This is a genomic window from Kitasatospora sp. NPDC059577, assembly GCF_042735475.1.
In the GTDB taxonomy this organism is placed as follows: Bacteria; Actinomycetota; Actinomycetes; order Streptomycetales; family Streptomycetaceae; genus Kitasatospora.
The window spans coordinates 1-12,695 of the sequence record NZ_JBHWBZ010000045.1 but is presented as its reverse complement, the minus strand read 5'-3'; the positions used below and the strand labels follow the sequence as shown (position 1 = coordinate 12,695).

Below are 12,695 nucleotides of genomic sequence, written 5' to 3'. Positions count from 1 at the left end.
GTGCTCTCCGCTGTCTCCCCCCCCCCCCCGTGCCGGCGGCCCCGCCCCCCCCCCCCCGCCCGCCCCCCCCCCCCCCGCCCGCCCGCCCCCCCCCCCCCGCCCCCCCCACCTCTCGCATGCCTGCCGCACGCCTGCCGCACGCCTGCCGCATGCCTGCCGCACGCCGGCCCAGCCGGCCCACGGCTTCCGCAGGACAGGGCCTTCGGCGTCGGGCCCCGTCCCGACCGCCCACCCTGCCCCGCAGCCGTACGACGCTGCCCCGGTCACCCCGGTTCACCCTGCCGGGGTGGCCGGATGCCCGTCGGGGCCGGCTCGCCGTTCTCAGCGGAACGCGTCGGCGTGGCGGACGGCCCACTCGGCGAACCGCCGCGGGGCCCGGCCGAGGACCCGTTCGACGTCCGGGCTGACGCGCAGCTCGGACGGGTCGGGAGAGCCGAGGATGTCCAGGGTGTCGTCGGCGAGTTCCGCCGGCATGCTGTGGACCATCGCCGCCTTGGCCTCGTCGCGGGTGAGTTCGTGGAACCGTACCGGCGAGCCCAGCGCGGCGGCGATGGCCGCCGTCTGCCCGCGCGGCGTGATCACCTCCGGGCCGGTCAGCTCGTACACGCCGCCGCTGTGCCGGTCGTCCAGCAGGCAGGCGGCCGCGACCTCGGCGATGTCCGCCGGGTCGATGATCGGCACGCCGGTGTCGCCGAAGGGCGCGGCGACGGTCCGCCGGTCGCGGACGGACCCTGCCCACCACAGGGCGTTGGAGGCGAAGCCTCCCGGCCGCAGGATCGCCCATTGCGTCCCGGACTGCCGCACGGCGTCCTCCAGTTCGCGCATCGCGATCCGGGTCGGACCGAAGGGCCTGGTCGACACGCCCTGGGTGGAGAGCAGGACGACCCGTCGGACCCCGCTCGCAGCGGCGCGCCGGATGATGCCGGCCGGATCGGCTCCGGCGGCGTGCAGGTCTCCGGAGAGCAGCAGGAACAGTGCCTCCGCCCCGGCCAGTGCGGGTTCGAGGCCGGCGGGTTCGGCCAGGTCGGCGGCGAAGTGGCGTACGCCGTCCGGTACTTGGGCGGCGTGCCGGGACACTGCCGTCACCTCCCGGCCCGCGTCCGCCAGTGCCCGTACCAGCGGCCGGCCCACGTTTCCGGTCGCCCCGGTCACCACGATCATGATCAGCTCCCTTGCCCGATGTCCTCGGTGTTCTCGGTGTCGTCGACGCGCTCCGTGTGCTCCGTGCGCTCGACGCGGTCGATGGCGATGACAGTAGGAGCAAGGCTTACATTTCGTAAGGACATACCTTTAGGTAAGCTCATGACATGACGGAAGGTGTGCAGTTCGGGCGGCCCGCTCCGGTGAAGCGCTATGAGGTGTTTCACACCGACTGCCCCGCACGGGCCGTGGTCGACCACGTGACCAGCCGGTGGGGTATCTGGGTGCTGATCGCCCTGCGGAACGACGACCTGCGGTTCCACGAACTCCGCGAGAGCATCCGGGGCGTCAGCGAGAAGATGCTCTCCCAGACCCTGCGCGCCCTGGTCCAGGACGGCCTGGTCCGGCGGGAGGTCGAGCCGACCACGCCGCCCCAGGTCACCTACGGGCTCACGGAGTTCGGCCGGGAGCTCGGCGAGCCCCTGACCGACCTGTTCGACCGGATCACCCGCCGCCTGTCCCCGCCCGACGCCCGCTGACGCCACCCCGCCCTGGGCTTCCCGACGGGCCGCCGGCCACCGGCTGCCGGGCCACTGCGGACGTCCTTCCCGCCCTTGTCCGCGTCGTCTGCTGTCCCGGGTGCTGCCCGGCGTCAGGCGTGTCGGTCGGTCAGATGACTGATGTGGGCCGCGCACGGCGTCCGGAAGGGCCGTGCGGGCCGGGGTTCCCGGCAGCGGGGCCGTGACGTCGTAAGACCGCGGGCCCCACCAGGAGGATCTCCTGGTGGGGCCCGCGGTCATGTCCGTCTCCGGCCGACTACCGCCGGGGCCTGCGAGGCACCGGTCAGGCGCGGCGCCGGCTCAGCCGCACGGCGCCCGCGCCGGCCGCGAGGAACGCGGCGGAGAGGCCGAGCAGAACGGGTGTCTTCGGTGCGCCGGTCTGGGCCAGCTCGCCGTGGTGGTGCCCGGCGTGCTCCTCCGGGGCCGAGCCGTGGTGGTCGGGCGTCATCTCGTGGCCTCCCTTGTGGGGCGGCCGTCCCGAGCCCTCCTCCTGCGAGACGAGCTTGATCTTGTTGGAGAGGTGGTTGGACTGCTTGTTGACGGCGCTGTTGTTGGCGCTGTTGTTGAGGTTGTTGGCCACGGTGTTCTTCACGATGACGGTCACGTCGACGTGCTGGCCCTGGCCTTGCCCCTGGTGCTGGTTCTGCTGACCGTTCTGGCCCTGGCCCTGCTCCTGGCCGCCGTGCTCGCCGTGTTCCCCGTGCTCGCCGTGTTCGCCGTGTTCCCCGTGCTCGCCGTGTTCCCCGTGCTCGCCGTGCTCGCCGTGTTCCCCGTGCTCGCCGTGCTCGCCGTGCTCGCCGTGCTCGCCGTGCTCGCCGTGTTCCCCGTGCTCGCCGTGTTCCCCGTGCTCGCCGTGCTCGCCGTGCTCGCCGTGTTCCCCGTGCTCGCCGTGTTCCCCGTGCTCGCCGTGCTCGCCGTGCTCGCCGTGCTCGCCGTGCTCGCCGTGCTCGCCGTGCTCGCCGTGCCCGGCGGGGGCGCCGGGCAGGCAGTGGCACTCGCCGGAAACGGGGCCGCTGACGTGCCCGTGGCCCTCGTGGCCGGGCCCGGCGGAGTTCTCGGTGCCGGCCGTTCCCGTTCCCGCCTGCGCGGGCAGCGCGGGCAGCGTGGTCGGTGTGGACGGCGCCTGCCCCACGAGCCGCTCGCCCTCGTCGGGCTGCACGACATCGGTCTGTGCCCCGTCGGCTTCCCCGTCACCGGTCGCCGTCGGCGCGGTGTCGGGGTTGTCGTCGGTCAGGCGGAGGGTCGACGTGGAAGGGAAGTCACTGCGGCCGGTGAGGGTCCAGGTGTCACGGGCCGACGTGCCTCCCTGCTCGGCCATACGCAGAAGGCTGTCGACCCATTGGCCCTGAGCCGTCGCCGTGCCGGTGTCGGCGACGGGCGAGGCGTAGGCCTGGCCGCCCGTGCCCCAGACGAGGGCGGCCGAGGTCAGCCCGGACAGGACCAGGGCGGTGATTCGAGTACGCATGATGCTCCCGGATGATCCGTAAAACGGATCTTCCGTATACAGTTCCGCGCCATCCGGCAAAGACGCGCGTCGCTGCCGAGTCACCGCAGCGGCCCAACGAGATACGGCAAACGGACGTACGCTCCCCGCCCAGCCCGGCACCTCGCTCCCGCACCCGCGTCAGCCCTGGAACCAGCCCCGCGACACCCGTACCGGCCGCTGCCCGACCACCCGTACGGCGGACGGCATCCGTGCCGGTCCGCTCCACCCACCGCCGCCTGACCGGGTGCATCCGGCCAGGGAAATCCCACTCCCCGCCGACGCATCCCCGAGGCGTTTCGTGACGGTGCGCTACCGGCGGTGGCGTGCGGGGGCGGTGAACCGTGGTGACCATCCCTTCCATGAGCATTTCGATCCCGGCAGCTGTCCTTGCCGGCTGCACCACTGCCCTGCTCCTCCAGCCCGCGGCCGTCGCCGTGGACGGTTCGAGCAGCCCCACGGCCACGCTGCGCACCTCCGTCGGCGGCGGCTCCGTCACCTCACTGGCCTTCGACGCCGGGGGTGCCCTCGCACCTCGGGAAACCCGTCCGTTCGAACTCCTCGGTGTCGTCTGGGACGGTGCCCCCGACGCCCTCGCCCAGGGGTCCGTACGGATCCGCACCCGCGACTCCACCACCGGCCGCTGGAGCGACTGGCGTCCACTGGAGGCCGATGCCGCGGACGCCCCCGACACCGTGCCCCACGGCGCCACCGCCCCGCTGTGGGCCGGGCGCAGCGACGGCGTTGCCGTGGACGTGCGTCCCGGTCCTGCCGGACTGCCGCGCGGCCTGCGGGTCGAACTCGTCGACCCCGGGCAGGGAGCCGCCACCGCGGACCGGCGGACCCTGCCCGAACGCCCGGCCGGACCCACCGACACCGCTGGGCGCCCCGAGATCGTCACCCGCGCCGGCTGGGGCGCGGACGAGTCCATCCGCGAGGCGGGATTCGGGTACACCGGCCCGGTCCGGGCGGTCTTCGTCCACCACACGGCGAGTGCCACCGACTACGCCTGCAGCGACGCCCCCCGGATCATCAGGGCGATCTACCAGTACCACGTCCAGAGCAACGGCTGGCGGGACATCGGCTACAACTTCCTGGTCGACCGCTGCGGCACCGTCTACGAGGGCCGCGCCGGCGGCGTCGACCAGCCCGTCCTCGGTGCCCACACCCTCGGCTTCAACAGCAACTCGGCCGGTGTCGCCGCGATCGGCACCTACACCTCGGACGTCCCACCGCAGGCGCTGCAGGACGGCCTCGCGAAGATCGCGGCCTGGAAGCTCGGCCTCACCGGCCAGATGGCCGGGGGCACCACCCGATTGACCTCCTCCTCCGACGGCAGCCGGTATCCCAAGGGCACCGTCGTGGACTTCGACACCATCTCCGGCCACCGCGACGGCTTCGCCACCGAGTGTCCCGGTGGAGCCCTCTACGCCAGGCTCCCCGCCATCCGCAGTGCGGCCCTGATCCTCCAGGACGGCTGAGCCCGCCGGACGGCCGCGCCGAACTCCTGGACCGCACGGACCGCACGGCGGTCCAGGGCAGGGCGGAGCCGGCCGGCGTCCGGCAACTCGACGGGCTCGGACGGAACGCGAACGGGCTCCGGCACCTCCCCAGGTGCCGGACCCCGTCCGGCGGTGGAGCGCCGGGCCGGCTGCGCGGGTCAGGGACGTTCGAGGTGCTGGAGCACGCCGCCGACGGAGAAGCAGAGGGCGCCCGTGAGGGTGCCCCAGTCGGCGATGTCCGCGTTGACCAGGCTGCCGGTCGCGGGGCGGGTGTAGGCGGCGAGTGCCGACACCATGAAGAGGACGGATCCGAGCTGGTTGACGGCGGTGATCCACCAGCCGAGGCTGCGGCGGCGGACGCAGGGCAGGCGGGTGTGACAGATCTCGACGAAGGCCAGGTGACCGGAGATCAGGAAGAGCACGCAGCCGATGACGTCGGGAGTCCAGATCAGCCGGTTGACCTGCTGGACGTTCAGCCCCTGGAGGAAGGAGTCCAGCAGGTTGACGCCGAACACGAGGGTCCCGGCGAACAGGGCGGACGCGCTGAGCCAGTCCACCCGCATCGGCTCGTAGCTCCACCAGCGCCAGCGGCGGGTGACCAGTCGGCCTTCGCCGCCCGGGACGTGCCGGGGGGCGTTGACGACCTGGAGCAGGGAGACGTACCCGCCGGTGTTGAAGAAGAGGCCGCCGGCGAAGTAGATCGACGCGCAGGTGGTGGCGTCGCCCCCGCCGAACTGGGCGACGGCGGCGCCGGCCGCGAACAGCGCTCCGCCGATGACGAAGGCGGTGGCGGCGATGGCGTTGAGCCTCCGCAGCCGGGTGATCGCAACGGCGTCGGCGCTGGCGTGCCGACGGGCCGGGGCACCGGGCGGGTGGACGGCGATGAGTCCGCGCCGCCGGGCGAGTCGTGACTCCCAGACGGCGGTGCCGCCGCCTGGCGGCCGCCAGGTGAGCCGGGTGGTGAACGGTCCCGCGCCCTCGGCGCGCTGCTCAGGCTGCCCCACGGGCCGAGACTAGCCCGCCCGCCGGACCACCGGGGTGGCGAAACACCGGTCGAGGGCGCAACGGGTCGTGACACCGTGTGACCCGGCCCGCCCACGGCCCCCGCCCGCGGCCCCCGCCCGCGGAGCCCCGCCCGCGGAGCCCCGGCACCCCCCCCGCAGCGGGGCAACCCGTCCGCGCTGCTCCGTCAGGCGTCGTCCCGGGCCCGTCGCTAGCATGGGAGCCGCCGCACGAACGGCAGGAACCGGCCCCGTTTCCCCAGGAACGGGGCCGGTCCACAGGTGATCCGCCGGCAGTCGATGCGCGGACGCACCCCGGAGGGATGGCGAACCGTGAGCAGTGCGCCCGTCGGCGGGTCCTCGCGCTACCTGGTGCTGTCGGCGATGATCTTCGCCGTCGCGATGACCTTCATCGACCAGACGATCGTGTCGATCGCCGTACCGAACATCCAGCACGAGCTGAAACTGACCAGCACGGGGGTGCAGTGGGCGGTCAACGCCTACCTGCTGACCCTGGCGGCGTTCTTCGCCTTCGGCGGTCGGCTCGCCGACACGGTCGGCCACCGCCGGATGGTGGTGGTCGGGGTGCTGGTCTTCGCGGGCGCGTCGGCCTGTTGCGGTCTCACCCCCACCGGGAGCCTGGCCGAGGCGTGGCTGATCGCCTTCCGCGCGGTCCAGGGCTTCGGCGGCGCCCTCATGTTCCCGGCGGCGCTGGCGATCGTGGTGCAGAACTTCGTGCTGCGCGAGCGGGGGCGGGCGCTGGCCCTGTTCTTCGGCATCGCGGGCGGTCTGACCGCGATCGGGCCGGTCCTCGGCGGCTACCTGACCGAATGGACCTGGCGGGCGATCTTCTGGGTGAACCTCCCGGTGGCCGCGATCGCGCTGGTGCTGATCGCGATCTCGAAACCGGTGACGCAGAGCCGGCCGGCGCCCATGGACTACCGCGGCCTGGCGCTGATCGCCGGCGGTGTCGCGCTGAGCGTCTTCGGGTTCCAGCAGTCGCAGGTCTGGGGCTGGTCGAACCCGGCGATCGGGCTCTGCATCACGGCCGGCGTTCTGCTGCTGGTCGTCTTCGTGTTCGTCGAGAAGCGCACCGCCTCGCCGCTGATCCAGGTGGACATCTTCCGCATCCGGGCGTTCTCCGTGCAGAACCTGGTGCTCGGCATCTCGATGCTGGTCTTCGTCCCGGTGTTCTTCTTCTCCAGCGAGTACGCGCAGATCGCGCTGGGCGACTCCTCCTCGACCGCCGGCATCTTCCTGCTCTACTTCTTCATCGGGTTCGTGATCGCCTCGCAGATCGGCGGCCGGATGCTCGACCGGGGCGGCGCGAAGCGGCCGGTGGTGCTCGGGTGCGTCCTGGCCGCGTTCGGGTTCTACCTGTGGGCGGGCGACGTGACCACGCTGAGCTTCGGCGACCAGCAGTGGGACATCGTGCTGGCCGGCGCGGGCATGGGCTTCATGCTCTCCCCCGCCAGCACGGACGCGGTCAACCGCGCCTCGCGGCTGTCCTACGGCGAGGCGACCGGCATCACCCAGACGGTCCGCAACTACGCCGCGAGCCTGGGACTGGCGGTGCTGGGCACCGTCCTGGTGACCGACCTGCGCTCCCGGCTGACCGACTCGCTGGTCGCCCAGGGGCTGCCGCCGGATCAGGCGGCCGCCACGGCCGCACACCTCTCCCAGGTCCAGGCGCAGAGCGGCGGGAGCGGGGGCACCGCGAGCATCCCGCCGTTCTTCCGGGCCGACTTCGCCCACGCCACCCAGACGGTCTTCTACTGGATGGCGGCGATCATGGCCGCGGCCGCGGTGGTGGCGATCGTCGGCCTGCGTCCGGGCGTGCAGGCCGAGCCGTCCGCCGAGGAGCAGGAGCCCTTGCCGGCCGGGCGCGAGCCGGGCCAGGGCTGAGCCGGGGCGCTCCCGGTCGCAGCCCGGCCGCGCCCGCCGCGCTGGGAGGGCCGTCAGCCGAGTTCCTCGGCGAGTCCGACGACAATGCCCTCGGGGCCGCGGACGTAGCGGAGCCGGTAGCCGGTATCCGGTATCCGGTCGGGATGCGTCCTGGTGCCCGGTCGTGGGCCCGGGGCTTCGCGGCTCATGACCGGCCGTGCTCGCGCAAAGGACCGTTCATGCGGGATCGGACCGTCCGCGAACGGACCGGAACGTTCCTGCTGCGGTGAACGCGTCGGTGATCGGCGCGATGAGCGCGGCGAAGCGGCGGGCGCCCGCGTTGCCGATCGGTGCCCACAACGCGGCGCAGTGCTCGTCCGTTTCCACGTCGATGCGCTCGCGTGCCGCCCTGCCGGCGTCGGTGACCACGGCGTCGGAGTCGAGCCAGCCGCGTGCGACGAGGCGTGCCGTCGCCGCGTTCCACTCCTCGTCGTCCCACTGACGGGTCGATCGTGCGAGAGCCGTCGGGAGGGGGCCGGTCGCGGTGTGCAGAACGAGGCAGTCGCACGGCCCGAGGCCGTTGTCGGCGAGTACGACGAGATGGGCGTCGCCGCGCCACTCGCGCGCCACCGTGATCTGCTGCCAGAGCGCGACGAGCGGATCGGGGGGAAGCCCGACCGAGGCGTTCGCGGCGGCCAGCACCTTTCCGGCGTAGTCGGCACCGGCGACGACCGGGTCGATCAGCGAGCGGGCCTCGGCACGGTGGTCCTCCGTGAGCCGTACGCCGACGCGCCGCATCGCCCGTCCTGCGGCCAGGAAGCGGGCGGCCTGCCACCGCTCGGGCGGTGCGGCGTCCCACACGCCCGCCATGGCCCGTACTGCCCGCGGGCTGAAGTTGTAGAAGGCCGCGAGCGTGACCTGCCACGGAACGGCGCCCATCGCGGCCGACCGGAAGGCCAGGTAGGCCGGCCCGCGGTCGGTGACGCCGAGCTCGGCCGCCTGCTCGGCGGTCTCGGGGGCGAGGTAGATGAACAGGTGGGCGGCGCTGACGGCGTGGCTGACGGTGCGGACGGCGTTCAGGTCCATCGGGCCGTCGCCGGTACGGGCGGAGGCGGGAAGGGGGTCGAGGTGCATGGCGGTGGTGTCTCCGGGAGTCGGGTGGCGCTGTCGTGCGGGGGTTTCGGCAGTGGCGACGGGCACCGCGCGTCCGAGGGGTGTCGAGGGCATGCACCACGACGAAGTGACGGTGGCGGACGTCCCTGCCGACTACTGAATCGATGATAACACGGATAATCGATTATCTAGGGGATCATCTAGGATGAGCTCATGACTCAGACGGCGCAGTCCTCGACCCCGCCGGGGAAGCAGATGCTCTCCGAGCAGGTCTACGCGCACCTGCGGGACGCGATCATGCGCGGGGACCACGCCCCTGGTGCCCCCCTCAAGCCGCAGGACCTCGCCAAGGAACAGGGCGTGAGCCTGGCCGTGGTGCGCGAGGCGCTCGTGCGGGTGGTCGGCGAGGGGCTCGCCGACCGGCTGCCCAACCGCGGCTTCGCCGTCCCGTCCTTCTCCGACCGCCGCTGGCAGGAGATCGCGGAAGCCCGCCGGACCGTCGAACCGGTCGTCCTGCGCATGTCCATCGAGCGCGGCGACGTCGACTGGGAAGCCCGCGTGCGGGCCTCCCACCACCGACTGGCGCGCACCCCGGCGTACGAGCCGGAGGAGGGCGAGTACTACACCGGCGCGTGGGCCGAGGCTCACCGGGCCTTCCACCGCACGTTGCTGGAGGGGTGCGGAAACCACGCACTGCTGGAGACCTTCGACCGGTTGTGGACCGCGAGTGAGCTGGCCCGCCGCTGGTCGGCGCACCGCAACCCCGACCGGGACGGCGCCGAGGAACACCGCAGGCTGGAGGAGGCCGCGCTGGCCCGCGACGCCGACACCGCCGCCGAGATCCTGGTCCGGCACCTCACCCTGACCGCGGCCGCTCTGACCGACGACTCCGGTCAGGCCCTCCAGGAGTGCGCCACGACGGCGAGGTCGAGGCGGGAATCCGGCTCCGGCTCGAACCGGCCGTAGGGGTTCACGTGGGTCCGGAAGAACGGGGACGGGGACGGGGACGGGGCCCGTCGGCCGGCGTCGGTGAGCCGCGCGGGTCGAACCCGGCGATGTCGACGTCTCAGTTCGCCGGCGCGTGAAGCCCGCGCTCGGAGCCGGCGGGCGCCGCCTTCAGCACGCCGAGCAGGCGGGCGACCTCGGTGGCGACGGCGGCGCGGGCGGGCCCGAGGTAGCGGCGGGTGTCGACCAGCCGGGTGTCGTCGGCCAGGGCCCGGCGGACGGCGGTGGTGAACACCCGGTTGAGGTGGGTGGCTATGTTGACCTTGGTCATGCCGGCGTCCACGGCGGCGGTGAGGTCCTGGTCCGCCACGCCGGAGGAGCCGTGCAGCACGAGCGGGACCGGCACGGCCTCGTGCAGCCGTGCGATGAGTGCGAAGTCGAGGACCGCGTCGCGGGTGAGCATGGCGTGGGAGGTGCCGACGGCCACCGCGAGCGCGTCCACGCCGGTGGCGGCGACGAATGCGGCGGCCTCGGCGGGGTCGGTGCGCACTCCGGGGGCGTGGACGCCGTCCTTGCCGCCGACCTCGCCGAGTTCGGCCTCGACCCAGACGCCGGCGGCGTGACAGTGCCGGACCACCTCGGCGGTGGTGCGCACATTCTCCTCGTAGGGGAGCGCGGAGGCGTCGTACATGACCGACGTGAGGCCCAACTGCACCGCTTCGTGGACGAGTTCGATGGAGGTGGCGTGGTCGAGGTGCACCGCGACCGGTACCTTCGCGGCACGGGCGACGACCAGGGTGGCGGCGGCGATCGGGGCGAGGGCGCCGTGGTAGCGGACGGCGTTCTCGCTGATCTGCAGGATGACCGGGGCACCGGCGGCTTCGGCGCCGGCGACGACGGCCTGGGCGTGTTCGAGGTGGATGACGTTGAACGCGCCGACGCCGCGCACGGCACCGGCAACGGGTCCGGTGGCGGGTGCGGCGGCGATCGCGCCGGTTCCGGTCAGGGGCACGGGTCGGGCTCCTCTGCTGCGAAGGGTGCGAGATGCCGGACGTCCACGCGGGGGCGCAGGGCCCGGTGGACGGCCGGGTCGAAGTCGCCCGCGAGCGGTGCGGCGACGGCGGCCGCGGAGAGTGCCACGGCCTCGGCCAGCCGGTCGGGCCAGGGGGTGCGGGTGACCAGGCCGAGGGTGAGCGCGGCGACCGCGGCGTCGCCGGCGCCGGTGGGGTTGCCGGCCAGCCGCTCGGGTCCGCGGGCGTGCCAACTCCCGTGCGGCGTGACGGCGATGACGCCGTCGGCGCCGAGCGAGGCGACCACCGCGCCCGCTCCGGCGGCGTGCAGGGCGCGGGCGGCGGCGAACGGGTCGGCGAGGCCGGTGGCGGCGGTCAGTTCGTCGGCGTTCGGCTTGATGAGGGCCGGTCCTGCCGGAAGCGCCGCGCGCAGGGCCGCCCCGTCGGCGTCGAGTACGGCCGGGACGCCGTGTGCGTGTGCGTGCCGGAGCAACTGGGCGTAGGCGTCCCGGGGGAGGCCGCGCGGCAGGCTGCCGGAGAGGACCACCGCGGCGGCGCCCGGCAGCAGCGTGTCGAGGTGATGGAGGAACCGCTCCCACTCCTCGACACCCACCACCGGTCCGGGTTCGAGCAGCACGGTGGTGTCCCCGACGCTCTCCTCGACCACGGCCACCGTCCGCCGGGATTCACCGGGGATCGCCAGCATGCGGTCGGTCAGTCCGGCGGCGGCGAGTTCGGCGCGGATCGCCCGGCCGGTGAGGCCGCCGACCAGCCCGGTGACGACGGTCGGGTGACCGAGGGCGTGCAGGACCCGGGCGACGTTGACGCCCTTGCCGCCCGCACGCTCGGCCACCGCCCGGACCCGGTTGCTGCCGTGCGGGCGCAACCGGTCCAGGTGGTGGGTGATGTCCAGGGCCGCGTTGGGCGTGACGGTGAGGATCACGTCGCCGCTCCCGCGCCCAGGAGGTCCCGCGCGAGCAGTCCGGCCCCGAAGCAGCCTGCCTCGTGGCCGAGTTCGGCGGCACGGTCCAGGACGGTGTCGAGCACGGCCTCGGGGCCGCGCTCGGCGCGGGCGGACCAGCGCTCCGTGTGGCGCAGGGCGCCGTCCTCGGCGACCGCCGCGCCCTTGACGTGGGTGCCGCCGGCGTCGAGGGCGACCACGGTGCGGCTCACGGCCGGGTCGGCACGACGGAGCGGGTGAGGTTGCGCGGCTGGTCGGGGTTCGTGCCGCGGCCCTTGATCGGGCCGTGCCGGTACTCCATCGCCGAGACCGGGGCGTCGGCGTTGCCGGTGATGGTCCGTTCGTCGATGTCGCACCGGTCGTGGGCCAAGTCGTTCCGGTCCCTCGGCGAGGTCACGGCGAGCGGCTTGCCGTCGCCCGATGTGGCGGTGGGGGAGGCGTGCGCGGTGGTGGCGGTCAGCGACAGGGCGAGTCGGCGCGGGGGCGTGCGGACGAGGTGCACAGCCAGCTCCTTGTATCGAGGATGCCGAGGAGACATGCGCACCAAGTGCACTGTTTCTGCGCATTCATGTCAATAGAACCGGCAAATACTGCAACTTTGAGCAGAAATGCAGAGGGGCCGTCATCTGCCACGCCGCACCGTCGTGAACCGGCCGTCGCCGACGGCCCAGCGGCCGCGGCGCATCACGGCGACCAGGTCGTAGGTCCCGGAGTCGACCACGACGAGGTCGGCGAGCTTGCCGGTCTCCAGCGAGCCGACGGAGTCGCTCAGGCCGAGCAGCCGGGCCGGGGTCGCGCACAGCGACTCGACGGCCTGCGGCAGCGTCATCCGTCCCGCGGTCAGGGACCGTCGGAGGACCCGGTCGAGGGTGAGGGTGGACCCGGCGATGGAGCTGCCGTCGGGGAGCATCGCGACGCCGTCCTTGACCCGGACCTGGAGGGGGCCGAGGGGGTAGAGGCCGTCGCCCATGCCGGCGGCGCCCATGGCGTCGGTGATGAGGGCGACGCGGTGGGGGCCGGCGGTGCCGTAGGCGAGGTCGAGGACGGAGGGGTGCAGGTGGACGCCGTCGTTGATGAGTTCGACGGTGACCCGTTC

General features: G+C 73.5%; 14 protein-coding genes. 4 read left to right on the top strand and 10 right to left on the bottom strand.

Annotated features, from left to right (window positions below; all coding sequences use genetic code 11):
• Positions 1-321: 321 nt before the first annotated feature.
• A complete protein-coding gene (locus tag ACFV0O_RS28370) occupies positions 322-1,161 on the bottom strand; it encodes an SDR family oxidoreductase (RefSeq protein WP_380346511.1) in 840 nt (279 codons plus the stop codon).
• 146 nt (positions 1,162-1,307) lie between these two features.
• Here ACFV0O_RS28370 and ACFV0O_RS28365 point away from each other — a divergent pair, with 146 nt between their 5' ends.
• Positions 1,308-1,679 carry a winged helix-turn-helix transcriptional regulator gene (locus tag ACFV0O_RS28365; RefSeq protein WP_380346510.1) on the top strand — a complete coding sequence of 124 codons (372 nt, stop codon included), beginning with the start codon at positions 1,308-1,310 and terminating at the stop codon, positions 1,677-1,679.
• Positions 1,680-1,983: 304 nt separating this feature from the next.
• On the opposite strand, the gene ACFV0O_RS28360 is transcribed toward ACFV0O_RS28365, so the two are convergent.
• Positions 1,984-3,165 (bottom strand): hypothetical protein, encoded by a 1,182-nt coding sequence (locus ACFV0O_RS28360; protein ID WP_380346509.1) that lies wholly within the window; start codon positions 3,163-3,165, stop codon positions 1,984-1,986.
• 380 nt (positions 3,166-3,545) lie between these two features.
• On the opposite strand from ACFV0O_RS28360, the gene ACFV0O_RS28355 reads away from it, so the two are divergent.
• The gene (locus ACFV0O_RS28355; RefSeq protein WP_380346508.1) at positions 3,546-4,664 is read left to right on the top strand and encodes a peptidoglycan recognition protein; all 1,119 of its coding nucleotides are present in this window, start codon (positions 3,546-3,548) and stop codon (positions 4,662-4,664) included.
• A 179-nt stretch (positions 4,665-4,843) separates the two neighbouring features.
• On the opposite strand, the gene ACFV0O_RS28350 is transcribed toward ACFV0O_RS28355, so the two are convergent.
• Complete coding sequence (locus tag ACFV0O_RS28350; RefSeq protein WP_380346507.1) at positions 4,844-5,689, bottom strand: hypothetical protein; 846 nt, start codon at positions 5,687-5,689, stop codon at positions 4,844-4,846.
• A gap of 330 nt (positions 5,690-6,019) precedes the next feature.
• On the opposite strand from ACFV0O_RS28350, the gene ACFV0O_RS28345 reads away from it, so the two are divergent.
• Positions 6,020-7,591, top strand: coding sequence for an MFS transporter (locus ACFV0O_RS28345; protein ID WP_380346506.1), 1,572 nt, complete (start codon positions 6,020-6,022; stop codon positions 7,589-7,591).
• A gap of 53 nt (positions 7,592-7,644) precedes the next feature.
• Here ACFV0O_RS28345 and ACFV0O_RS28340 read toward each other — a convergent pair whose 3' ends face one another.
• Positions 7,645-7,779 (bottom strand): hypothetical protein, encoded by a 135-nt coding sequence (locus ACFV0O_RS28340; protein WP_380346505.1) that lies wholly within the window; start codon positions 7,777-7,779, stop codon positions 7,645-7,647.
• Between the two features lie 28 nt (positions 7,780-7,807).
• Positions 7,808-8,704, bottom strand: coding sequence for a hypothetical protein (locus ACFV0O_RS28335; RefSeq protein ID WP_380346504.1), 897 nt, complete (start codon positions 8,702-8,704; stop codon positions 7,808-7,810).
• 192 nt (positions 8,705-8,896) lie between these two features.
• Between ACFV0O_RS28335 and ACFV0O_RS28330 the strand changes: the two genes are divergently transcribed.
• Positions 8,897-9,649 carry a GntR family transcriptional regulator gene (locus ACFV0O_RS28330; protein ID WP_380346503.1) on the top strand — a complete coding sequence of 251 codons (753 nt, stop codon included), beginning with the start codon at positions 8,897-8,899 and terminating at the stop codon, positions 9,647-9,649.
• A gap of 100 nt (positions 9,650-9,749) precedes the next feature.
• On the opposite strand, the gene ACFV0O_RS28325 is transcribed toward ACFV0O_RS28330, so the two are convergent.
• The 5 genes from ACFV0O_RS28325 to ACFV0O_RS28305 form a co-directional block, all read right to left on the bottom strand.
• A complete protein-coding gene (locus tag ACFV0O_RS28325; RefSeq protein ID WP_380346502.1) occupies positions 9,750-10,640 on the bottom strand; it encodes a ketose-bisphosphate aldolase in 891 nt (296 codons plus the stop codon).
• A complete protein-coding gene (locus tag ACFV0O_RS28320; RefSeq protein WP_380346501.1) occupies positions 10,631-11,581 on the bottom strand; it encodes a 1-phosphofructokinase family hexose kinase in 951 nt (316 codons plus the stop codon). Before ACFV0O_RS28320 ends, ACFV0O_RS28325 begins: the two co-directional genes overlap by 10 nt.
• Positions 11,578-11,811 carry a hypothetical protein gene (locus ACFV0O_RS28315; protein ID WP_380346500.1) on the bottom strand — a complete coding sequence of 78 codons (234 nt, stop codon included), beginning with the start codon at positions 11,809-11,811 and terminating at the stop codon, positions 11,578-11,580. Before ACFV0O_RS28315 ends, ACFV0O_RS28320 begins: the two co-directional genes overlap by 4 nt.
• Positions 11,808-12,101, bottom strand: a complete 294-nt coding sequence (locus ACFV0O_RS28310) for a hypothetical protein (RefSeq protein ID WP_380346499.1) — start codon at positions 12,099-12,101, stop codon at positions 11,808-11,810. Before ACFV0O_RS28310 ends, ACFV0O_RS28315 begins: the two co-directional genes overlap by 4 nt.
• 120 nt (positions 12,102-12,221) lie before the next feature.
• Positions 12,222-12,695, bottom strand: a 474-nt coding sequence (locus ACFV0O_RS28305; protein ID WP_380346498.1) for an amidohydrolase family protein, incomplete at its 5' end; no start/stop codon positions are given.